Below are 23,085 nucleotides of genomic sequence, written 5' to 3' on the forward strand. Positions count from 1 at the left end.
CTCCCGTCCGTGCTCCCATCAGGGCACCTTGACCTCGAGACGCGAGGGCCACTCGGCTTGACTGTCGAGTTTGATCCACGCGACGCCGGGCAGACCCGTCTTCACGCGCGCGAGATGCTCGCGCATCAGCGCGGGATCGATCTGCGCCTTGACGCGAAACATGAGTTTCTGGCGTTCGCTTTCGGTTTCGACCGTCTTCGGCGTGAACTGCGCGCTGCTCGCGACGAACGTGACCTTCGCGGGGATCACGTACTCGGGCGCCGCGTCGAGCACGATGCGCACGTCCTGGCCGAGCGCGACGCGTCCCGCGGCCTGCTCGGGCAGAAAGAACGTCATGTAGACGTCGGCGAGATCGATCATGTTGAGCACCTTGCCGCCCGCGCCGAGGACTTCGCCGGGCTGCGCGATCCGGTACTGGACACGGCCCGCGCGCGGCGCCTTGAGGTCGCTGTCGGCGATATCGGCGTCGATGCGGTCGATGCTCGCCTGCGCGGCCTGGATCGCCGATTGCGCGCCCGTGACCTGCGCCTGTGCCGCGATCACCGCCGCCTGCGCGGCGGTCACCTGCGCCTGCGCGGCGCGCAGCGCGGCCTGTGCGTTCGTCACGCGGGCGCGGTCGTCGTCGAGTTCCTGCATCGACGAGGCGCCCGATTTCGACAATTGCTCCGACCGCGCGAGACGCTTGCGCGCCGCGTCGAGTTCGCTCTGACGCTGTGCGACGGTGGCCTCGAACGCGTGCTGGTCGCTCTCGCGCGCCGCGGCCTGGGCCTGCGTGCTCGCGGCGCTGTTGACGGCCTGCTGATGCTGCGCGGCCGCCTCGGCGCGCTGCGCGTCGAGCGTCTGGACCTGCATGTGCGCGAGCGTCTGCCCCGCGTCGACGAAATCGCCGTCCTTGACGAGGACATCCTGGACGCGCCCCGCGAGCTTGGTCGCGATATCGATCTCGGTCGCTTCGATGCGGCCGTTGCCCTTGACGAGTCCCTCGTCGGCGTTTCGATTGACGTAGCTTCGCCACGCGAAAGCGCCGGCCGCGAGCACGGCGATCACGACGACGACGATCGAGGTTCGTTTGCTGATTCGCACGGGCATTACCTCGCGACAGGTTCGGATGCGGAGGAGGCGGCCGCCGCGCGCGAGCCGCCGCCGAGCGCGGTGAACAGCGTCACGCGGCTCGAAAGCAGCGCGCGGTGGGTTTGCACGAGCTGTTGTTGCGCCGAGAGCTGGTCGCGCTGCGCGTCGAGCACTTCGAGAAACGGCGCCGCGCCGTGGTCGTAGCGCTGTTGCGCGAGCGCGCTCCGCTCGGCCTGCGTGGCGACGCTCGCGCGCAGCACGTCGAGTTGCTCGGCGAGCCAGGTCCGTGCGGTGATCGCGTCGGCGACGTCGCGAAACGCGGACTGGACCGCTTTTTCATACGATGCGACGGCTTGCTCCTGGCGCGCCTGGGTGACTTCGAGCTGCGCTTGGCGGCGACCCATGTCGAAGATCGGCAGCGAGACCGACGGGCCGAACGACCACGCGCGACTCGGCCCGGTGAACAGCGAATCGAGCGACGCGCTCGCGGTGCCGAGTTGCCCGGTCAGCGTGATGCGCGGAAAAAAATCGGCGCGCGCGGCGCCGATATTCGCATTCGCGGCGCGCAACTCGAATTCGGCCGAGACGATGTCGGGCCGATCGATGAGCAGATCCGAGGGCAGGCCCGCGAAGACTTCCTGCGGCATCACGCCGTCGTCGAGCCGCAGCCCGCTGTCCGGGAGTTCGACCGGCGCGCCGACGACGAGCGCGAGCGCATGGGCTTGCGTCGCGCGCGCTTGCTTGAGCTGCGCGCCGAGCGTCTGGGCCTGATGCAGCAGCGTTTCGACCTGGGTGAGATCGAGCCGCGAGGTCGCACCGACCTCGTAGCGATGCCGGTAGAGCCGGTACGAGTGCGCGCGGCTGTCGATCGTGGCTTGCGTGAGCGCGAGGCGTTCGTCGAGCTCGCAGAGGTTCAGGTAGTTCTCGGCGACCTGCGCGACGATCGTGAGCTCTGTCGCGCGCCGCGCGGCGTCGGTCGCGAGATAGGTCTGCAGCGCGGCGTCGTTGAGGCTCGCGACGCGTCCCCAGAAATCGAGTTCCCACGTCGACAGACCGATCCCCGCCTGGTATTGCGTGGCCGTCACGGGAACGCCGATGCCGCTGAGGTCCGCGGGCACCCGCGCGCGCGACAGATCGGCCTGGACGCCGATCGTCGGGAACGCGTCGGCGCGGCGGATGCCGTAGGTTGCGCGCGCTTCCTCGACACGCGCGATCGCGATGCGCAGGTCGCGGTTGTTGTCCAGCGCGGTGTCGATGAGGCGCTGGAGTTCGGGGTCGGCGAAATAGTGGCGCCAGTCGAGTTCGGCGGCGCGCGGCGCCTCGGTTTCGCCGGTCGCGGTCCCTGGCGGATACTGTGGCGCAACCGGCAAGGGCGGCGCTTCGTACGGCGGGGTGAACGACACACAGGCGGCCAGGCAGCCGGCCGCGCCGAGCGCGAGGGCGGCGATTGATCGCGTCACAAGCGTCAAGCGCGTCGCAAGCGCGCCGCGCGCGCGTTCGTCCGGGCTGTCACGAAATCCGCTCATCGGCGCCACCACCTCATTCAACGCGGCTGTGGCCCGCATCATGCGACATGCGCCAGGGTTTCCATTTAAGTTGCTCCGGAAAAAGAGGGTTTTTGATGTGTGCGCTGTCGATTCGCGCGCGAGCCGAATCGGTGGGATAGTGCGAACGCTCGCGAGCGGTCGCGCGGGCTCGCTTGGCGTGCCCGATCCATTGGTCCGATCCGGCCGATTATTCGAATGCATGGGAGACACGACGATGCGACATTGCCTGACGCTGGACCTCAAGGACGATCCCGTCGCGATCGAATCGTACGATCGCTATCACGCGGATGTCTGGCCCGAGGTGCTCGCGGATCTGCGCGAGATCGGCATCGACGATATGACCATCTGGCGGCGTGGGACGCGGATGGTCATGTTGATCGAGACGCCCGACGATTTCGACCTCCGCAAGCTCGCGGGCTCGCCTGACAGCCACCCGCGCGTCAAGGCGTGGGGGCAACTGATGGGCACGTTCTTCAAGCCGCTGGCCGATGCGGACTTCGTCGGCGTCTGGCAGCCGATGCGCGAAGTGTTCCGCATGAGCGAGCAGATCGCGCGGCCCTGAGGCCGCGGCCGCGCGGATCCTGATTGACCCTCGATTCATCCCGGCGCTCGGGTTAACACCCAATCGCCGCGCGCCTTTGTGTGCTAATTTCGTTCGTGAAAATGAATTTCACTAACAAATGACAAGTCGGGCGATGTTTCGATGCACGCCCTGACACTGGAGGAGCGCATTCGCATGGATTCCCGATTCGAAGGCTTGCGCCAGCGCTGGCCGTTGCCGGCGCGGCCCCGGCCGATCGCGATCGTCGGCGCGGGCGCGATCGTGCGCGACGCGCACCTGCCGGCCTATCGGCTCGCGGGCTTCGAGGTCGTCGCGATTCACGATCGCGATCGCGCGAAGGCGCGCGCGCTGGCGGACGCGCACGGCATCGCGACCGTCTGCGATTCGCTCGACGAACTCGCGGCGACGCCGGATGCGGTCTTCGATATCGCCGTCGTGCCCGAAGCGAATGCCGACGTGCTCGCGCATCTGCCGCCCGGCGCCGCCGTGCTGATCCAGAAGCCGATGGGCCGCTCGCTCGCGGAGGCGCGGGCGATCGTCGAGGTCTGCGAACGCCGGAGCCTCAGCGCGGCCGTCAATTTCCAGCTGCGTTTCTCGCCGATGATGCTCGCGCTGCGCGACGCGCTCGAACGCGGCCTGCTCGGCGAGGTGCTCGACGTCGAGGTGCGCCTCGCATGCCGCACGCCGTGGGAGCTCTGGCCGTTCATGTCGAATCTCGCGCAGGTCGAGGTGCCGATGCACTCGATCCACTATCTCGATCTGATCCGCAGCCTGTTCGGCGAGCCGCGTTCGGCGCTGTCGCGATCGGTCGCGCATCCCGACTATCCGGCGTTGCGCGACGCGCGCACGAGCACGATTCTCGACTTCGACGCGCCGATCCGGTGCTGTCTCTCGCTGAACCATACGTATCGCTTCGGTCCCGACGGCGAGTCGGCGACGATCCGCGTCGAAGGCACGCGCGGGGCGGCCGAGGTCGGTCTGGGACTCTTGCTCAACTATCCGAACGGCGAGCCCGAGACCTTGCGTCTCGTCGCCGATGCGGCCGCGCGGCATGCGGCAAACGCGTCGCCGAGCGCATGGACCGCGATCCCGCTCGAAGGCCGCTGGTTTCCGCATGCCTTTATCGGAACCATGTCGAATCTTCAGCGCTTCGCCGCGGGCGAAGACCCCGTGCTTCACACGAGCGTGCGCGACGCGTTGCGCACGATGGCGCTCGTCGACGCGTGCGCGCGATCGAGCGCGCAGGGCGGCGTACGGCCCGAACACACCGGTGACTTACCTTCACGGAGCGAACAACACGCATGATCACTTTGCAAGGCATTACCTGGAATCACACGCGCGGCTTCGTGCCGAACGTCGCCACGGCGCAGCGCTATCACGAGCTGCATCCCGACGTTGAAATCCGCTGGCAGACGCGTTCGCTGCAGGCGTTCGCCGACTACTCGATCGCCGATCTCGCCGAGCAGTTCGACCTGCTCGTCATCGATCATCCGTCGATCGGCGAAGCGGCCGCGCATCAACTGTTCGTGCCGCTCGACACCGTGCTGCCGCGCGCGTTTCTCGACGATCAGGCCGCGCACTCGGTCGGTTCGTCGCATCCGAGCTATGAATACGAGGGTCATCAATGGGCGCTCGCGTGCGACGCGGCGACACCCGTCGCGAGTCTGCGCGCGGACGTGCTCGACCGGCTCGGCGAAGCGGTGCCGCAGACCTGGGACGACGTCCTGCGGCTCGCGCGCGCGGGGCACGTCGCGGTGCCCGCGATCCCGATCGACAGCCTCATGAATCTCTATATGTTCTGGCTCAACGAAGGGGAGACGCCGTGCGCGACGCCCGAGCGTTTCGGCTCGAACGACGTCGGCGAGCGCGCGTTGAACGCGTTGCGCGAACTCGTATCGGCGTGCGATCCCGTCTGTCTCACGCGCAATCCGATCCAGACCTATGAGGCGATGTCGCGCACCGACGCGATCGCGTACTGCCCGTTCGCCTACGGGTATTCGAACTATTCGCGTCCCGGCTATGCGGCAAAGCCGCTCGCGTATGCCAACCTCGTCACGCGGCATGGCGAGCGTTTGCGTTCGACGCTTGGCGGCGCGGGCGTCGCGGTCTCGGCGAAGTCCGCGCATCGCGAGATCGCGGCCGACTACGCACGGTTCATGTCCGAGCCGTCGATTCAGAAAGGGATCTACGTGCAGGCGGGCGGACAGCCCGGCCATCGCGAAGCCTGGCAGGACGCCGAGGCGAACCGCCTGACCGACGGCTATTTCACGTCGACGCTGCGCACGCTCGACGAAGCCTGGCAGCGGCCGCGATATCCGGGCTATATCGCGTTCCAGAACGATGCGGGTCATGTGGTCCACGCCTGGCTGCGCGGCGAGGCGACCGTGCAGGCGACGCTCGATGCGTTGAACCGGCTGCATCGGCAGTACGTCAGCGAGGTGTGCGCATGACGGCACGCTTCGATCCGGCCGCCCGCGCGCAAGGCGATGAGGACGGGCGGGAGGACCAGAACGATCAGGACGATCTCGCGCTGCCGCTCGCGGGTCTGCTCGTCGTCGACATGAGCCAGTTTCTGTCGGGGCCGTCGGCCGCGTTGCGGCTCGCGGACCTCGGCGCCGACGTCATCAAGGTCGAACGGCCCGGGCAAGGCGATCTGTGCCGCCATCTCTACATTTCGAATCTCGAACTCGACGGCGACAGCACGCTGTTTCACACGATCAACCGTAACAAGCGTAGTTACGCAGCCGATCTCAAGCAGCCCGCCGATCTCGACAAGATCCGCGCGCTCATCGCGCGCGCCGACGTGCTGATCCAGAACTTCCGGCCGGGCGTCATGGAAGGCATCGGGCTCGACTACGCGAAGGTCCGCGAGATCAATCCGCGCATCGTCTACGGCGTCGTGACGGGCTACGGCACGGCCGGGCCGTGGGTCGGACTGCCGGGGCAGGACTTGCTCGTGCAGAGCCGCTCGGGCCTTGTCTGGCTCAATGGCGACGCCGAGCAGGGACCGGTTCCGTTCGGTCTCGCGGTCGCGGACATGCTCGCGGGCGCGCATCTGGTCCAGGGCCTGCTCGCCGCGCTGCTGCGGCGCGGCGTGACGGGCCGCGGCGGACTCGTCGAGGTGAGCCTGCTCGAATCGACGCTCGACTTCCAGTTCGAGGTGCTCACGACCCACCTGAACGACGGCCGTCAGCATCCGTCGCGCAGTACGGTCAACAACGCGCACGCGTATCTCGGCGCGCCGTACGGGATCTACAAGACGCAGGACGGTTACCTCGCGCTCGCGATGGGGTCGGTCACGCGCCTGGGGACCTTGCTCGGCTGCGACGCGCTCGCCGCGTTCTCGGATCCGAAGAGCTGGTTCGAGCGGCGCGACGAGATCAAGCAGGTGCTCGTCGACCATATCGCGACGCGCCCGACCGCGGCGTGGCTCGCGATTCTCGAACCCGCCGACTACTGGTGTGCGCCCGTCATGGACTGGAACACGCTGCTCGAACACGAGGGCTTCAAGGTGCTCGATTTCGTGCAGGACGTCGTGCGCGACAACGGCGCGTCGATGCTGACCACGCGGTGTCCGATCCGGATCGACGGTCAGGTGCTCAAGGCTTCACGCGGCTCGCCGAAGATCGGCGAACACAATGCGGCGATCGATCGCGAGTTCGCGCTCGATCGCGCGACGCACGGATGAAATCGACACGCGCCATGCAGATCATCGACACGCATTTGCACCTGATGTACCCCGACACGCTGCGCTACGCGTGGGCCGCGAGCGTGCCCGAACTGCAGGGCGCGGCCACGGTCGAGATGTTCGAAACGCTCGCGCGCCCGCTCGGCATCGAGCGGGCGCTCATGATGGAGGTCGATGTCGACGAACCCGATATCGAAGCCGAAATCGACGTGGTCGGCGCGCTTGTCGCGCGCACGGATACGTGCGTGGAAGGCATGATCGCGGCCTGTCGTCCCGAGCGGCCGGGCACGGCGTTCGCGGCGTTCGTCGAGCGCCTGGCCGCGCGGCCGCACGTCAAGGGCGTGCGGCGCGTGCTCCATACGTCGCCCGATACGCTCAGCGCGTCGCAGACGTTCTCGGACAATCTGAATCGTCTCGCCGCGCAGGGCTTGAGCTTCGATCTCTGCGTGCTCGCGCGCCAGTTGCGCGGCGTCGCCGTGCCGCTCGCGCAGCGCTGTCCGGATCTCTCGATCGTGCTCGATCACTGCGGCGTGCCCGATATCGCGGGCGGTGCGCTCGATGCCTGGCGCGCCGATCTCCGCGCGATCGCTGCGCTGCCGAACGTGAGCTGCAAGATATCGGGGATCGTCGCGTATGCGGGCGCGGGCTGGACGGTCGAGACGTTGCGGCCGTATTTCGAGCACGTGATCGCGTGCTTCGGGTGGGAGCGTGTCGTCTGGGGCAGCGACTGGCCGGTCTGCCGGCTCGGCGGCGATCTCGCGCGCTGGGTCGATGCGACGCACGCCTTGCTTCACGGATGCAGCGCCGACGAACAGGCGGCGTTGCTCAATCGCAATGCGCAGCGGCTCTATCGCCTCGGCAGCGCGTCCGGCGTCTGACGCCACGCGCATGCACGCGCGCGCGCACTCACGCGTGCGCGGCCGCCTCTTTCTTTTCGACGAGCAGGATGTGGTCGCAGACGAGCACGATTTCATCGCGCTGATTGAGGATTTCGCAGTGCTCGATCACGCGCCCGAAGCCCGGACGCTTGTCGGGCAGCCGCGCGGAAATCGTCACGCGCGTGCGGATCGTGTCGCCGATATGGACGGGCTTGATAAAGCGCAGCCCATCGTATCCGTAGCTGAACGCGACCGGATTGATCAGCGTCGCCGTGAGGCCGACGCCGATCGCGAACACCATCGTGCCGTGCGCGATGCGCTGGCCGCCGGGCAGCGTCTTCGCGAATTCGGCGTCCATGTGATGCGGGAAGAAATCGCCCGTATGGCCCGCGTGCACGACGAAATCGGTCTCGGTGATCGTGCGGCCGTAGGTCTCGCGGACCTCGCCGTCGGCATAGTCTTCGTAGTAGATCGCAGGCATCGTTCAGCTTCCCTTGGCGGGCGTGTTGGGCGTGTTGGGCGTGTTGGGTGTTTTGGCTCGGGATGCGCCCGCGCCGGTTCGGGCCGGGCTTTCGGCGCTCGCGTACTGGACCGGGCTGAAGCCGCCGATCGCCTCGGTGATGGCCGCCGCGTGGATCGCGAGTTGCTCGCAGACGTCGGCGAGCGTGACGTCGGTCTTGTGCGCGGCGAGATAGGGCACGGTCAGCCCCGCACATGCGTCGCCCGCGGCGTCGAACACGGGGAAGCAGACATCGGTGACGCCGTCGAGCGTTTCGTCCGAGACCGTTTCGAAGGCCTCGTGACGGCAGTGCAGCAGCCGCTGCATGAGCTTGCTGTGCGCGATCGTGCCGGGTTGCGGCGCGCCCGCTTCGCGCAGCCATTGCGCCTGGACCTCGGGACGCTGGAACGCGAGCAGCACGCGGCCCGACGACGTCTCGATGAGCGGAAAGCGCACGCCCTGACGCACCGAGAGCCCGACCGGGATCGGGCTCTCGACCTGCGCGATCACGAGCAGCGCGCCTTCGCTGTAGACGCCGAGATGACACGACTGCTGGATCGACAACGCGAGCTGCCGCATATGCGTGAGCGCGACGTCGAGCAGCCGCCGCGCGGGCGGATGGTGATTCGCGAGATGGAACAGCTTGAGCGACAGCGTGTACGTGTCGTCGGGGCGCTTGCGCACGATCCAGCCGCGGCGTTCGAGGCAGTTGAGCATCCGGAAGATCTCGTTCGTCGAGCGATCGAGCGCGGTGGCGACGGCCGACTGCGTGAGCCCGTCGCCTTGCGTCGCGAGCAGTTCGAGGATGTCGAGGCCTTTTTCAAGCGCCGGCACGCTGTACTTGGGCCGATCGTCGTCGAGGTCGGCCGCGGCGGCAGGAGGGGAAACGGAACGTGTGCTCATGCGCAAAATTTATCGGAGAAACTCGATTTTGTATATGAAAAACACGGCCTCCTCGGGCTTGCCCTAAGTGGCGTCGTCGTCCGCCCCGGCCTGCGCCGAAAAGCTCGACAACGCGCGCGTGAATTCCTGCTTGAGCGCGCGCAGATGGCGCTTCATCGCGGCACGCGCGCCCGGGGCGTCCGCGGCGCGGATCGCATCGAGGATCCCGCGGTGATTCTGGTTGATGTCCTCGAACAGGCGCGGCGTCACGAAGTGATCTTCGAAGCGCGCGAAAACCGGACTGTCGCGCTGGTCGAGCAGCATCGCGACCATGCGGACCATCGCGGGATTGCCCGTCATCTCGGCGATCTTCAGATGGAAGCGCCGGTCGGCGGGCTGGTCGTGATGCAGCTCGCGGTGCTCGACGGCGAGGGCGGCGAGGTGCGCCTCGAGTTCGGCGATATCGCCGGCGGTCGCGTGGCGCGCGGCGAGCGCGGCATTTTCGGATTCGATGAGGATGCGCGCATCGAGCAATTCGAGCGGGCCCACGTCGTCCCAGTAGCGCGGCGCGGAGGCGGGCGCGGCGTCGGCCGCGCCGTCGTCGGGGCGCGGCGCATCGAGCACGGTCACGCCGTTGCCGACCTTGACCGAGACGCGGCCTTCGACTTCGAGCGCGATCAGCGCCTCGCGCACCGATGCGCGGCTCACGCCAAGTTGTTGCGCGAGTTCGCGCTCGGCCGGCAGCAGCGTGCCGGGCGGGTAGTGGCCGCTGTCGATATAGCCGCCGATCAACTCGGCGATCTGCCGGTACAGCCTGCGCGACTCGATTTGCGGAAGCGCTTGAACCATCTTGATCTCTCTTGTCGGATTGCCGGCGTGCGCGGCCGTCCCATCGGACGCGCGCACGCCAACCCGCGAGCTTACGCTATCCATGGGCGCGGCGAACAGGCGTCGGTCGGTGCGCGCGGTGTTGTTCGGCTCAGATCGTTTGGGCATCGGACCAAGGTAAACCCGGTGGCGATTTGCTTGACAAGGGCCGTCTCCGAACCCTATCTTTCGGTCCAATGGTCAGGCCACTGGACCTTTAGATCGGATTTATCGCTCGCTTTACGGTTTTTTGCAAGTCGCGTGTTGGGCTTCTCCGAGAGCCTGCCCCGCAATATCGGTTCGATCGCGCGACGTCAGCCTGCATGCCGGACGCGCGGACGCACGTCTGTCCAAAACCAGAAATGCAACACCAGGAGACACAGATCATGAAAGCCCGCTTTCTGTCCGCCGCTGTCCTGTCGTCGGCGCTCGTCGGCGTTCTGCTCGCGCCGGCCACGCCGGCCTTCGCCGGCCCCTATGACGGCTATACCTTGCGCGTCAAGCTGATCGGCGGCGCGCAGTACGAGCCGCTCTACACGATCATTCCCGAATGGGAGAAGAAGACCGGCGCGAAGGTCGAGATCATTTCGAGCAAGAACTACTTCGACCTCGATCGCGAGTACAAGCAGGACATCGCGGCGCGCAAGATCGACTACTGCGTCGGCTCGAATCACACGAGCTTCGCGCCGCAGTATCCGGGCCTGTTCCGCGATCTCAAGGGCCTTGTGCCGGCCGACTACATCGCGCACTTCAGCCCGCGCGTGATCGAGCAATCGACGGTCGGCGGCAAGCTCGTGCAACTGCCGCGTCACTCGGACATCAGCGAGCTCTACTACAACAAGAAGTTCTACTCGGACGCGGGCAACCAGGCCGCGTACAAGGCCAAGTTCGGCAAGGATCTCGCGCCGCCGACGACCTGGGACGAGGCCGATCAGCAGGCGAAGTTCTTCGCGAAGCCGCCGCAGGTCTACGGCACGCAGTTCGCGGGCAAGGACGAGGCGATCACCGGACGCTTCTATGAAATGCTGCGCGCGAACGGCGGTCAGCTGTTCGACAAGAACTGGAAGCCGACCTTCAACTCGCCGGCGGGCGTCAAGTCGCTGAACTGGTTCGTCGATCTCTACAAGTCGGGCGCGGTGCCGAAGGGCTCGCCGAACTACGTCTGGGACGATCTCGGCAACGGCTTCGCGAGCGGCACCGTCGCGTTCGATCTCGACTGGAGCGGCTGGGCGGCGTTCTTCAACGATCCGAAGAGCAGCAAGATCGCGGGCGAGGTCGGCATCGCGCCGGCGCCGAAGGGATCGGCGGGCGTGCGCACGGGCTGGTCGGGCTCGCATTCGTTCTCGATCACGACGGCGTGCGACAACCCGAAGGCCGCGGCCGACTTCATCGAGTATCTGACGAGCTTCGACGCCCAGATGCTCGAAGCGCGGCGCGGGCTGATCCCGACGCGCATCGATGCGCAACAGGCGGCGCTCGCCGAGTTCAAGGCGAAGAACGATACGTATATGGCCGACGTCTTCACGACGTTCTCGAAGGCCATGCGCGACGAGTCGTTCACGCCGCCGCTGATTCCCGAGTGGATCCAGGCGTCGAATCTGATCTGGCCGCAGCTGCAGAAGGCGATCGTCGGCGACAAGACCGCGCAGCAGGCGCTTGACGATGCGGCCAAGCAGGTCGAGGCCATGATGGACGACGCGGGGTACTACAAGTAACGCGCAGGCGGCGTGACGGTCGAGCGCGCGTCGCGCGCCGGATCGTCGCGCGGCGCCGCGCTCAGGAGGACCCGGCACGGTGCCGGGTCCGTCTCTTCGAGAGTGAATGCATGACTGTGTCGCATAAGGTGTCCCCGGTATTCCGGCTGCTGTTGCCCGCGTTCGTCGTGATTCTCGTCGTCGTCGCGGTGCCGCTCGTGTTCTCGTTCTATACGAGCTTCACGAGCTACCGCCTCACGCGGCCCGATTCGATCCTCAACGTGATCGGCTTCAAGAACTATGTGCGGCTGTTCGGCTCGGCCGAGTTCTGGGCCGCGCTGCTGCGCACGATCGCATTCCTGACGGTGGTGTTGAATCTCGAGATGCTGTTCGGCCTCGGCATCGCGCTGCTCGTCAATCAGGTCACGCGCGGCCAGCGCGCGATCCGCACGATCATCATGTTCCCGATGATGTTTTCGCCGATCCTCGTGGGCTTTCAGTTCAAGTTCATGTTCAACGACAACATCGGCATCGTGAACCACATCCTTCAGCGTGTCTTCGGCGTCACGCAGGCGATCCCGTGGCTGGTCGACGGACGTCTCGCGTTCGTGTCGCTCGCGCTCGCCGAGATCTGGAATTCGACGGCGGTGTTCGCGATCCTGCTGCTCGCGGGGCTCATGGCGATGCCGCAGGATCCGATCGAGGCCGCCAAGGTCGACGGCTGCACGTCGTGGCAGGCGTTCCGTCACGTGACGCTGCCGTTTCTGATGCCGTTCATCTATATCGCGATGACGATCCGCTCGCTCGACGTCGGGCGCGCGTTCGATATCGTGAAGATCATGACCGACGGCGGCCCCGCGGGGCGCACGGAGCTGATCTGGACGCTCTCGGCGCGCGCCGGCTACGAGGATGCGCGCATGGGCTATGCGAATGCGATGTCGTATATCGCCGTGCTGCTGTCGATTGCGTTCACGCTCTATTTCTTCCGCAAGCTCACGGCTGCGCGGCAATTCCTCGACGAAGCGGACGCCTGAGATGACCGATCCGATTTCCTCCCGCGCGTCGCGCGACGCGCCCGCGATGGCGCCGACGTCCGCGACGCGGCCGGGCCGCGATCATGGACGCGCGGATGCACGCGCAGACGGACGCACCGACGGACGCGCTGTCGAGCGCATATACGCACTCCAAGCGGGGCGCAAGCCCTGGCTCTCGCGTGCCGCGCTCACGCGGTGGGCCGTGCGCGCGGGTGTGTTCGTCGCGCTCTGCATCATCTTGCTGCCGGGGCTTTGGGTCGTGCTCAACGCGTTCCGCACGAACGTCGCGATTCTCGCGCGCGACGACGTGTTCTCGGCGTCGACCTATACGCTCGACAATTTCCGCCACATCTTCGGCGTCGGCGACGCGGCCGCGATTCCGGTCCGCGCGTACTTCACGAACTCGGTGATCATTTCCGTATCGAGCACGGTCATCGCGATCCTCGTCGGACTCGCGGGCGGCTATGCCTTCGCGCGTTACCGGTTCCGCGCGAAGAACGCGCTGTTCGTCGGGCTCATGCTCTCGCGCGCGGTGCCCGGCATCGCGCTGTCGCTGCCCGTGTTCATTCTCTGGTCGTGGCTCGGTCTGATCGATACGAAGATCGGCACGATCCTCGTCTATGTCGCGATGAACGTGCCGTTCTCGGTCTGGCTGATCGACGGCTTCTTCCGGCAGATTCCGCGCGAGCTCGCCGAGGCCGCCGAAATCGACGGCTGCACGCGCTGGCAGGCGTTCTGGTACGTCGAGTTCCCGCTTGCGACGTCGGGTGTCGCATCGGCCGCGATCTTCGCGTTCCTGACGTCGTGGAACGAATACGCGCTCGCTTCGCAACTCACGCGCAGCACCGACACGAAGACGTTGCCGGTCGGCCTCATGGACTTCACGGCCCAGTTCACGATCGATTGGGCCGGCATGTGCGCGATGGCCGTCATCATCATCGTGCCCGCGCTGATCCTGACCTTCATCGTCCAGAAGCATCTGATCGCCGGGCTCACGCTCGGCGGCGTCAAAGGCTGACGTGCCCCTTATCGACCATGCCGATCATCGAACGCATCGAACTGTTTCAGGTAGACCTCGCGCCGAAGACCACGCGTCAGGACGCGATCCAGTCGTTCGTCACGCAGGAGACGCCGCTCGTGCGCATCGTCTGCGACGACGGCAGCGAGGGGATCGGCTATAGCTACACGATCGGCACGGGCGGTTCGTCGGTCATGGCGCTGCTCAACGATCATCTCGCGCCGATGCTGATCGGCAAGTCGCCCGTCGATGTCGAAGGGCTGTGGCGCGCGATGCTGTTCCATACGCATGCGACGGCGGTCGGCGCGATCACGAGCCTCGCGCTCGCGGCGATCGATACGGCACTCTGGGACTGGCGCGCGAAGCACGCGGGTTTGCCGTTATGGCGCTTGCTCGGCGGCGCGAAGTCGGCCGTGCCGACGTATACGACCGAGGGCGGCTGGCTGCAGTTGCCCGTCGAGACGCTCGTCAGGCAGACCGTCGAAGCGCGCGATCAGGGCTTTCTCGGCGCGAAACTCAAGATCGGCAAGCCGCGCGGCGCCGAAGACGTCGCGCGGCTGTCGGCCGTGCGCGAGGCCGTCGGCCCCGCGTTCGAACTGATGGTCGATGCGAATCAGGCGTTCTCGATCAGCGAGGCGCTGCGGCGCGCCGATGCGTTGGCGGATCTCGGGCTCGCGTGGATCGAAGAACCGCTGCCTGCCGACGATCTCGGCGGTCATGCGCGGCTCGCCGCACAAAGCCGGATTCCGGTCGCGGTCGGCGAGTCGCTCTATAGCCCGGGGCAGTTCGGCGACTATCTGCGTCTGGGCGCGTGTTCGATCGTGCAGGTCGACGTCGCGCGCGTCGGCGGCATCACGCCGTGGCTCAAGGTCGCGCATCTGGCCGAATGCATGAACGTCTCGGTCAGTCCGCATTTCCTCATGGAACTGCATGTGAGCCTATGCTGCGCGGTACCGAACTCGGCCTGGGTCGAGTACATTCCGCAGCTCGACGCGGTCACGACCGAACGTCTCGCGATCGTCGACGGCCATGCGCAGGCGCCGACCGAACCCGGACTCGGCATTGCGTGGGACTGGGCCGCGGTCGAACAGCGCGCGCGCGTGCGGCACCGTATCGGACACGGCCGCCCCGTCGCTCAAGGCGTTTGAATCGCGTTTTGCGCGGGCAGCACGGGCGCGACGCCGCCGCAATCTCGGCGATACACGACGCGCAGCGCGTGCTCGGCGCGTTCGATGTCCGCCGGGTAGTCGACATCGGTTTGCTGCGGGCGATAGCCGACGGCTTCGAGTTCGGCGAGTTCACGTTGCAGGCCGCGCCGCGTGACGTGCGCGACGGGCTTGAACGGATAGGCGTTGCATTGCTGCGGCGTCAGGTGCAGGTCCGCGAACGCGGTGCTTGCGAACGCGCAGAGCGCGATGAAAACAAGGGTCGATCGACGATCCATGGTGACCTCCTTCTCGTGGATGAATCGGCGCGCAGTGCAGTGCGCGGGTCGATTCCATCTTAGGATCGACACACTGAAACACCGGTGTCGTTTCGACGAATGATTATTCATGCCAGGTGGCTCGACGACGCGCGTGCGAGATCGGGCGGCGCACACATCGGGGCCCTCCGAGCAATCTGTATTCCTGATCGGAACATTTGACGCTGGCGATGCGCGTCGTGCCGAATCGCGTGTCGGTGTTCCGCAGCGATGTTCAAGTGAATCTATTTTCACGGCTATGACATCGCGCACACGCCGATCTCGGCGGCGTCGGCCGGGCGATCTTCCGGGACGAGTACACTACGCGGCGACAGTTTCCATGCGGTCGCGCGGCGCATTGACGGGCCCCGGCCGTTTCCGCGTGCGGTTCCTCGCTTATCGGACGTCCCATGCACGGCCGTTTCCGTTGGTCTTTCTCGATCGCATCGCGCGCTGCCCACCGCGGACACGTGTCGCGCAGGGGCGTGGCGTGTTGCGCGACGTCCGGTGCGATGTCTCCAAAGGCATCGATGAAGAGATCGATGAGGACGTGTCTGAGCGCGTGTTTGAGCGTGTGTCTTGGGACGTGTCTTGCGGCCTGTCTGGCGCCGTCGCTGACGGCGAGCGTCGCGCATGCGGCGCAAGGCCATGCCGCGTCTCACGCGTTTTCGACGGTCGTCTTCATTCCGTTCGACGAGCATGACCTCGGTTTCAGCGAGGCCGCGTATGACGGCTATGTCGCGCTGCGCGACACCGGCGCGTCCGCCGCGCTCGTGCGCAACGCAGAGACGCTGAGTCCCGAGCGGATGCGCGCGATCGTCGATGCGCGCTACGCGCGAGGCGTACGCGGATTTATCTTCGTCGGCGCCGAATTCAGCGCGGTCGCGACGTCGTCCGCCGCGCGGCACCCCGATGCATACTTCGCGACGCTCGCGGGCCATGCGCAAGGGGCGAACGTCGTCAACTATTGTCTCGATTGCCGGCAGCTCGGCGGCGCGCTCGCGGGCGCCGTCGCCGCCCGCGCGAGCGCGACGAAGACGGTCGGTTTCGTCGGCGGCGTCGAAGCGGTCGACGGCTCCGAAGCGCAGCGCTTCAAGCAAGCCGTGCTCGACGCGTCGCCGGGCGCGGCCGTGCGGATCGACTGGACCGGCGCGTGGGGCGATCGCAGCGGCGCTGCGCGACTCGCGCAGCAGCAGATCCGCGCGGGTGCGGACATCGTCGTCGCCGATGCGAACGACGGCGTGTTCGTAGGGGCGAGCGCGCATCCGCATGCGCGCGTGATCGGGTGGATGACGGATGCCTCGCGGCGCTATGCGAATACGCTGGCCAGCGTCGTCGTCGACATGGGCGTCGTGTTCCGCCGCTTCGTCGCTGCGGCATCGAGCGGACGCTTTGCGAGCGGCGATGTCGTCATTGTCGAATCGGATCGCGTCTGGCGGGTCGTCTGGCCCCGTCGTCCGTGAATCGAGTGCAACGAATCGAGCTCGTCCCATGCGAACACTCAAGAGTCGAATCATCGGAACGTTGATTGCGCTGTCGATCGTGGTCGCGCTCGCCGACGCCTGCGCATCGTACTGGCTCTCGCGCAAGCACATCGGCGAGCTGCTCGACGTGCATCTGCAAGGCGCCGCGGTCTGGCTGTCGGCCGGCAAGGTCGGCGCGATCGGCACGAGCGGGCCGCCCCAACATTCGATCGACGGTTTCGTCGGGCAGATCTGGCAGCAGGGCCGCTCGACACCGACCGACAACACCGACTCCGAGGTCCTGTTCGACCGTACCGCGCGCGACGGGTATGGGTTCGAGACGATCAACGGGCAGCGCTATCGGATCTATACGCTCAGGCGCGGCGGCGAGCTCACGTATCAGGTCGGGCAGCCCGTCGCGTTCCGCGAACAGACGGCGGGGCGCGCGGCGCTCGAAAGCCTGCTGCCGATGCTCGTGCTGATTCCGCTGATCTGGCTCGCGATCCCGTTGATCGTCAACGCGGCCTTCGCGTCGCTCGATGCCGCGAGCGCCGAGGCCGAGACGATCGGCATCAGCCGTCTGACGCCGCTCGACGTCTCGCATGCGCCGCAGGAGGTGCGTCCGTTCGCGGACTCGGTGAACCGGATGATCGCTCGGCTGCAGGTCGGTATCGATACCGAGAAGCGCTTCGTCGCCGACGCCGCGCATGAATTGCGCACGCCGATCACGGCCTTGCAACTGCGGATCGACAATCTTGCGAATGCGTCGAACGAGGCCGAGCGTCGCGAGCGGCTCGTCGCGTTGCGCGAAGCGGCCGTGCGCGCCGCGACGATGATCCGGCAACTGCTCGCGCTCGCGCGCGCCGATGCGCAGCTCGATCCGAACGCCACGCAGATCGTCGACCTGCGCGAATTGATGCAGTGGCTCGTCGCCGATCTGTTGCCGGTCGCCGATGCGCGGTCGATCGATCTCGGCGTCCAGCGATTCGAGCCCGCGCGCGTCGATGCGCGCGACAGCGAGCTTCGGATGGCCGTGCGCAATCTCGTCGAGAACGCGTTGCGCTATACGCCCGAGGGCGGCTGCGTCGATGTCGAAGTGTTCACCGACGGTCCCGATGCGTACGTGCGTGTCATCGATACGGGGCCCGGCATTCCCGACGCGTCGCTCGAACGCGTTTTCGACCGCTTTTTCCGGCTTCAATCGGGCAACGGCGACGGCACGGGCCTCGGCCTGTCGATCGTGCGCTCGGTCGTCGCGAAGTATCGCGGCACGGTCAGGCTCGAGAATCGCCGCGACGGGCATAGCGGCTTGATCGCCACGATCGTCTTGCCCGCGAGCGCGACCTGACGACGCGTGCGCGCGGCGCGTCAATTCTTCTGATACAGCTGAACGTGGTTCGTCACGGACTGAACGCCCGCGACGTGCTGCGCGGTGCTGCCCGCCAGATCGACCTGCGATTGTTCGGGGACGGTGCCCGTCAGCGTCACGACGCCGTTGCGCGCCACGACCGTGATGTCGTGCGCGGCGAGACCCTTCGTCGAGTAGAGCGCCTTGCGCACGCGGCGCGCGAGCGCGTGGTTCGCCGCGCGGCTCGATGACGGCGCGGCCGCGGCGCTTGCCTGCGGCGCGGCATTCGTATCGGAGGCCTGTGCGTGGACGGTGCAGACGGGAAGCGCGAGCAGGGCTGCGCCGAGCACGGGAGCGAAACGTCGGATGAACATGATCGGGGGCCTCGCGGGGGCATCGTGACCTCGTCCCGTCGCGGTCGGGGCACGGCAACGTCGAGGATGCCTCCAGCATAGCGATCCACGTGCCGGCTTGCAGCGAACCTGATCGATGCGACCGACGCGACCGACGCGACCAAGGCGACTAGGACGACCAGCGCGACTAAGGCGATCAATGAGTCTAGCGCTGCGAACTCAGATACCGCGTTCGCGTGGCCGCACTGACATCCGCCGGCAATCGCTGCATGATCGACACCGCGCGATCGCATCGCCTCGTGTGCATCCGATCGTGTGCATTCGATCCCGCTTTCGAACCCTATTTTCAAGGGACTTTCGATATCCCGAAGTCTTGAGCGATGTCATGGAATCGACGCGAATCGATCTGTATCTTGAACGCGTACGGATTCGCATCGATGCCGACGCGAATGCTTAGTGCGCTGACGATCGACGCATCACGGTCGCATTGACCGATTTCGCCGAGCGCGAGGCGGCTGTCCCGGAAGACCCAACCGAATGGAGCGACCATGGAGCGCAATGACGATTCCGCGGTGCAGGCGGACGCAGGAGACCGTGCAATTCCTACCGAAGCGGGTCCGTTGAGCCCGGACGCGTTATGGAAAATCGACGCATTCTGGCGCGCCTGCAACTACCTGAGCGCGGGCATGCTTTATTTGCGCGCGAATCCTTTGTTGCGTGAGCCGCTGAAACCCGAGCACTTCAAGCGCCGTCTGCTCGGCCATTGGGGTTCCGATCCCGGACAAAGCTTCGTGCTCACGCATCTGAGCCGCGCGATTCGCGCGCAGGATCTCAATGTGCTGTTCGTCTCGGGGCCCGGGCATGGCGCGCCCGCGACGCTCGCGCATGCGTATCTCGAAGGCTGTTACACGGAGGTCTATCCGGACCGCACGCTCGACGAAGCGGGCATGCTGCGGTTTTTCAGGCAGTTCTCGTTTCCGGGCGGCATCGGTTCGCATTGCACGCCCGAAACGCCGGGGTCGATTCACGAGGGCGGCGAGCTCGGCTACAGCCTCTCGCACGCGTTCGGCGCCGCGTTCGACAACCCGGACCTGATCGTCGCCGCGATGGTCGGCGACGGCGAGGCCGAGACCGGGCCGCTCGCGACGTCGTGGCATTCGAATAAATTCCTCAATCCCGTCACCGACGGCGCCGTGTTGCCGATCCTGCATTTGAACGGATACAAGATCGCGAACCCGACGATACTCGCGCGGATCCCGCACGAGGAGCTTGCCGCGCTGTTCGTCGGCTATGGATACGAGCCGCACTTTGTCGAGGGGCATGAGCCGGCCGCGATGCACCAGCGGATGGCTCGCACGATCGATGCGTGCGTCGCGCGGATTCGTGCGATTCAGCATCACGCGCGATCGTCGAACGATCTCGCGCGGCCGCGTTGGCCGATGATCGTGCTGCGCACGCCGAAGGGCTGGACGGGGCCCGCCGAAGTCGACGGACATCGCGTCGAAGGATCGTGGCGCTCGCATCAGGTGCCGATCGCCGATCCCGCGACGAACGCGGCGCATCTGCGCCTCGTCGAGGCATGGCTGCGCAGCTATGCGCCTGACGAGCTGTTCGATGCGCACGGCACGCTGATTCCCGCCTTGCGTGCGCTCGCGCCCGTCGGGGCGCGGCGTATCGGCGCGAACCCGCATGCGAACGGCGGTCTGCTGCGCAGGCCGCTCGAGATGCCCGACTTCGCCGACTACGCGGTCGAGGTCCCGGCGCCGGGCGCCCATTATGCGAGTTCGACGCAGGCGCTCGGCGTGTTCCTGCGCGACGTGATGAAGCGCAATATGACGCAGTTCCGCGTGTTCAGTCCCGATGAAGCGTCAAGCAACAAGCTCACGGCGATCTACGACGCCTCGCCGAAGACGTGGCTCGGCGAGCGCGTGCCGCAGGACGACGACGGCGGCGCGCTCGCGCCCGATGGCCGCGTCATGGAGATGCTCAGCGAACATACGCTCGAAGGCTGGTTCGAGGGCTATACGTTGACGGGGCGGCACGGCCTGTTCGCGACGTACGAGGCCTTCGTCCACGTGATCGACTCGATGTTCAACCAGCATGCGAAGTGGCTCGAGAAGTCGAAGCACGACCTCGGCTGGCGCGCGCCGATTCCCTCGCTGAACATGCTGATCACGTCGCTCGTCTGGCGGCAGGACCATAACGGCTTCACGCACCAGGATCCGGGCTTCCTCGACGTCGTCGCGAACAAGACGCCCGACGTCGTGCGGATCTATCTACCGCCCGATGCGAATTGCCTGCTCAGCGTCGCCGATCACTGTCTGCGCTCGCGCGACTATGTCAACGTGATCGTCGCCGACAAGCAGCCCCATCTCCAGTATCTCGACATGGCGAGCGCGGCGACGCATTGCGCGAAGGGCATCGGCATCTGGGACTGGGCCTCGACCGATCAGGGCCAGACGCCCGATCTCGTCGTCGCGTGCGCGGGCGACGTGCCGACGATGGAAGCGCTCGCGGCCGCGGAGATCCTCACGCAGCATTTCGCGGATCTCAGGCTGCGCTTCGTCAACGTCGTCGATCTGTTCCGGCTCATGCCCGAGACCGGGCATCCGCACGGGCTCTCGGATCGCGATTTCGATTCGCTGTTCACGCAGGACAAGCCCGTGATCTTCAACTTCCACTCGTATCCGACGCTGATCCATAAATTCATCTACAACCGCGCGAATCACCGCAATTTCCATGTCCATGGATACCGCGAGCAGGGCAGCATCAACACGCCGCTCGAACTCGCGATCATCAATCGCATCGATCGTTTCAGTCTCGCGATCGATGCGATCGACCGCACGCCGTGTCTGCGCGAGACGGGCGCCCATGTGAAGGAGTGGCTCAAGGATCAGATCGTGCGCAGCGTGGCCTATGCGCATGCGGAAGGCGCCGATCCCGACGCGATCACGCAGTGGACGTGGGGACGCACGGCGCAGTAGAGAGGTCGAAGAAGGACGGCAACGCAGGGGCGCAACAAAGGGATGCGACGAAGGGATGCGACGAAGGGACGCACAAGCGCGACCCTGGCGGACGCGCCCGATCGCCGCGCCCGGTCAGACGGTCGCGAGTTCGGCGCGCGGCGAAAACGAGTAGGCGCTCGCGATCGGCCACCATTGCTCGTAGAGCCGGTAGCGATAGGTGCCGCTGAGCAGGTCGCCGGGTTCGAGGAACTTGAGCAGGTCCGACAGCAGCTTGACCTCGTGCGACGACACGCGCTGCACGATGTGATGCGCGCGAAGTTCGGCCGGGTGCTGCAGGCCCGCGGCCTGGATGATTTCCTTGAGGGCCTTGAGCGTGTTGTCGTGAAAGCGGTGCACGCGGTCGGACTTGTCTTCGGGCACGAGCGCGCGCTGGCGCACGGGGTCTTGCGTCGCGACGCCCGTCGGGCAGCGGCCCGAGTGACAGGTTTGCGCCTGAATGCAGCCGACGGCGAACATGAAGCCGCGCGCCGAATTGACCCAGTCGGCGCCGATCGCGAGCGTGCGCGCGATATCGAAGGCCGTGATGATCTTGCCGCTCGCGCCGATGCGGATCTTCTCGCGCAGGCCGACGCCGACGAGCGTGTTGTGCACGAGCAGCAGGCCTTCCTGGAGCGGCACGCCGATATGGTCGGTGAATTCGAGCGGCGCGGCGCCCGTGCCGCCTTCGGCGCCGTCGACGACGATGAAGTCGGGCAGGATGCCCGTTTCGAGCATGGCCTTCGCGATGCCGAAGAATTCCCACGGATGGCCGACGCAGAGCTTGAATCCCGTCGGCTTGCCGCCCGAGAGGTTACGCAGCCGTTCGACGAATTCGAGGAGTTCGCACGGCGTCGAGAACGCCGAGTGCGAGGCCGGCGAGACGCAGTCGCGACCCATCGGCACGCCGCGCGTCGCCGAGATTTCGGCCGTGATCTTCGCCGCGGGCAGCACGCCGCCGTGGCCGGGCTTCGCGCCTTGCGAGAGCTTGATCTCGATCATCTTGACCTGCGGCTCGGCGGCTTGCCGCGTGAATGCCTCGGCGTTGAACGACCCGTCGTCGTGGCGGCAGCCGAAATAGCCCGAACCGATTTCCCAGATGATGTCGCCGCCGTGCGTGCGGTGGTAGGTCGACATCGAGCCTTCGCCCGTGTCGTGCGCGAAGTTGCCTTTCTTCGCGCCGAGGTTCAGCGCGAGGATCGCGTTGGCCGAGAGCGCGCCGAAGCTCATCGCCGAGATGTTGAAGATCGACATCGAATACGGCTGCGCGCGTTGCGGGCCGACGACGATGCGGAAATCCGCGGAATCGACATGGGTCGGCGCGATCGAGTGGCTGATCCACTCGTGCGAGACGGCCTTGACGTCGAGTTCGGTGCCGTAGGGGCGGCTATCGGGGTCGTTCTTGGCGCGCTGGTAGACGATGCTGCGCTGCGCGCGCGAGAACGGACGCTCTTCGGTATCGGATTCGACGAAGTATTGCCGGATCTCGGGCCGGATGAATTCGAACAGAAAGCGCAGATGGCCCCAGATCGGGTAATTGCGCAGGATGCTGTGACGGCGCTGAAGCAGATCGAAGATGCCGAGCGCGACGGCGAGCGCGGGGATCAGCGACCACGCCCAGGATATCCACTGTGTGCCGGCAAGCCAGAGACAGACGAAAAGGGCGATGAGCGCGCCCCAGAAGGCCAGATAACGCCGATAGAACATAGGTGCCGTC

At 66.4% G+C, this 23,085-nt stretch carries 20 protein-coding genes; 12 read left to right on the forward strand and 8 right to left on the reverse strand.

All coding sequences use genetic code 11. The annotated features are described in order from the left end of the window. Nucleotides 1-18: 18 nt before the first annotated feature. The gene (locus D7S86_RS12750; protein WP_121087027.1) at nucleotides 19-1,089 is read right to left on the reverse strand and encodes an HlyD family secretion protein; all 1,071 of its coding nucleotides are present in this window, start codon (nucleotides 1,087-1,089) and stop codon (nucleotides 19-21) included. Beyond that, nucleotides 1,089-2,597 carry an efflux transporter outer membrane subunit gene (locus tag D7S86_RS12755; RefSeq protein WP_205962804.1) on the reverse strand — a complete coding sequence of 503 codons (1,509 nt, stop codon included), beginning with the start codon at nucleotides 2,595-2,597 and terminating at the stop codon, nucleotides 1,089-1,091. The genes D7S86_RS12750 and D7S86_RS12755 overlap by 1 nt, the downstream gene beginning before the upstream one ends. Nucleotides 2,598-2,832: 235 nt before the next feature. Between D7S86_RS12755 and D7S86_RS12760 the strand changes: the two genes are divergently transcribed. The 5 genes from D7S86_RS12760 (at nucleotide 2,833) to D7S86_RS12780 (ending at nucleotide 7,746) form a co-directional block, all read left to right on the forward strand. Further along, nucleotides 2,833-3,180: an L-rhamnose mutarotase gene (locus D7S86_RS12760; protein ID WP_121087551.1), complete on the forward strand. Its 348-nt coding sequence runs from the start codon at nucleotides 2,833-2,835 to the stop codon at nucleotides 3,178-3,180. 174 nt (nucleotides 3,181-3,354) lie between these two features. Further along, complete coding sequence (locus D7S86_RS12765) at nucleotides 3,355-4,485, forward strand: Gfo/Idh/MocA family protein (protein ID WP_121087029.1); 1,131 nt, start codon at nucleotides 3,355-3,357, stop codon at nucleotides 4,483-4,485. Continuing rightward, entirely contained in the window at nucleotides 4,482-5,630 is a 1,149-nt protein-coding gene (locus D7S86_RS12770; protein ID WP_121087031.1) for an extracellular solute-binding protein, read from the forward strand. Before D7S86_RS12765 ends, D7S86_RS12770 begins: the two co-directional genes overlap by 4 nt. Beyond that, entirely contained in the window at nucleotides 5,627-6,868 is a 1,242-nt protein-coding gene (locus D7S86_RS12775; RefSeq protein WP_121087033.1) for a CaiB/BaiF CoA transferase family protein, read from the forward strand. Before D7S86_RS12770 ends, D7S86_RS12775 begins: the two co-directional genes overlap by 4 nt. Nucleotides 6,869-6,882: 14 nt before the next feature. After that, entirely contained in the window at nucleotides 6,883-7,746 is an 864-nt protein-coding gene (locus D7S86_RS12780) for an amidohydrolase family protein (protein WP_121087552.1), read from the forward strand. Between the two features lie 28 nt (nucleotides 7,747-7,774). On the opposite strand, the gene D7S86_RS12785 is transcribed toward D7S86_RS12780, so the two are convergent. The 3 genes from D7S86_RS12785 to D7S86_RS12795 form a co-directional block, all read right to left on the reverse strand. Beyond that, nucleotides 7,775-8,227, reverse strand: a complete 453-nt coding sequence (locus D7S86_RS12785; protein ID WP_121087035.1) for a MaoC/PaaZ C-terminal domain-containing protein — start codon at nucleotides 8,225-8,227, stop codon at nucleotides 7,775-7,777. A 3-nt stretch (nucleotides 8,228-8,230) separates the two neighbouring features. Beyond that, complete coding sequence (locus tag D7S86_RS12790) at nucleotides 8,231-9,148, reverse strand: IclR family transcriptional regulator (RefSeq protein WP_121087037.1); 918 nt, start codon at nucleotides 9,146-9,148, stop codon at nucleotides 8,231-8,233. Between the two features lie 63 nt (nucleotides 9,149-9,211). Then, a complete protein-coding gene (locus D7S86_RS12795) occupies nucleotides 9,212-9,976 on the reverse strand; it encodes a FadR/GntR family transcriptional regulator (protein ID WP_158601938.1) in 765 nt (254 codons plus the stop codon). A gap of 404 nt (nucleotides 9,977-10,380) precedes the next feature. On the opposite strand from D7S86_RS12795, the gene D7S86_RS12800 reads away from it, so the two are divergent. The 4 genes from D7S86_RS12800 (at nucleotide 10,381) to D7S86_RS12815 (ending at nucleotide 14,888) form a co-directional block, all read left to right on the forward strand. Next, nucleotides 10,381-11,709 (forward strand): ABC transporter substrate-binding protein, encoded by a 1,329-nt coding sequence (locus tag D7S86_RS12800; RefSeq protein WP_121087553.1) that lies wholly within the window; start codon nucleotides 10,381-10,383, stop codon nucleotides 11,707-11,709. Between the two features lie 110 nt (nucleotides 11,710-11,819). Continuing rightward, nucleotides 11,820-12,722, forward strand: coding sequence for a carbohydrate ABC transporter permease (locus tag D7S86_RS12805; protein WP_121087041.1), 903 nt, complete (start codon nucleotides 11,820-11,822; stop codon nucleotides 12,720-12,722). A gap of 1 nt (nucleotide 12,723) precedes the next feature. Further along, nucleotides 12,724-13,740, forward strand: a complete 1,017-nt coding sequence (locus tag D7S86_RS12810; RefSeq protein ID WP_240648120.1) for a carbohydrate ABC transporter permease — start codon at nucleotides 12,724-12,726, stop codon at nucleotides 13,738-13,740. A 17-nt stretch (nucleotides 13,741-13,757) separates the two neighbouring features. Further along, nucleotides 13,758-14,888, forward strand: coding sequence for a mandelate racemase/muconate lactonizing enzyme family protein (locus D7S86_RS12815; RefSeq protein WP_121087043.1), 1,131 nt, complete (start codon nucleotides 13,758-13,760; stop codon nucleotides 14,886-14,888). On the opposite strand, the gene D7S86_RS12820 is transcribed toward D7S86_RS12815, so the two are convergent. Next, entirely contained in the window at nucleotides 14,876-15,184 is a 309-nt protein-coding gene (locus D7S86_RS12820; RefSeq protein WP_121087045.1) for a DUF4148 domain-containing protein, read from the reverse strand. The two genes, D7S86_RS12815 and D7S86_RS12820, sit on opposite strands and share 13 nt — an antisense overlap. A gap of 560 nt (nucleotides 15,185-15,744) precedes the next feature. On the opposite strand from D7S86_RS12820, the gene D7S86_RS12825 reads away from it, so the two are divergent. Beyond that, complete coding sequence (locus tag D7S86_RS12825) at nucleotides 15,745-16,665, forward strand: BMP family ABC transporter substrate-binding protein (protein WP_158601939.1); 921 nt, start codon at nucleotides 15,745-15,747, stop codon at nucleotides 16,663-16,665. A 28-nt stretch (nucleotides 16,666-16,693) separates the two neighbouring features. Then, entirely contained in the window at nucleotides 16,694-18,013 is a 1,320-nt protein-coding gene (locus D7S86_RS12830; protein WP_121087049.1) for a sensor histidine kinase, read from the forward strand. Between the two features lie 20 nt (nucleotides 18,014-18,033). Here the strand turns inward: D7S86_RS12830 and D7S86_RS12835 are convergent, their stop codons facing one another. After that, nucleotides 18,034-18,387, reverse strand: a complete 354-nt coding sequence (locus tag D7S86_RS12835; protein ID WP_121087051.1) for a BON domain-containing protein — start codon at nucleotides 18,385-18,387, stop codon at nucleotides 18,034-18,036. 527 nt (nucleotides 18,388-18,914) lie between these two features. Here D7S86_RS12835 and D7S86_RS12845 point away from each other — a divergent pair. Continuing rightward, entirely contained in the window at nucleotides 18,915-21,350 is a 2,436-nt protein-coding gene (locus D7S86_RS12845; protein WP_121087055.1) for a phosphoketolase family protein, read from the forward strand. A gap of 114 nt (nucleotides 21,351-21,464) precedes the next feature. Here D7S86_RS12845 and D7S86_RS12850 read toward each other — a convergent pair whose 3' ends face one another. Continuing rightward, nucleotides 21,465-23,075, reverse strand: coding sequence for an FMN-binding glutamate synthase family protein (locus D7S86_RS12850; RefSeq protein WP_121087057.1), 1,611 nt, complete (start codon nucleotides 23,073-23,075; stop codon nucleotides 21,465-21,467). Between the last annotated feature and the right edge of the window lie 10 nt (nucleotides 23,076-23,085).

This window comes from Pararobbsia silviterrae (assembly GCF_003628125.1).
GTDB classification, from domain to species: Bacteria; Pseudomonadota; Gammaproteobacteria; order Burkholderiales; family Burkholderiaceae; genus Pararobbsia; species Pararobbsia silviterrae.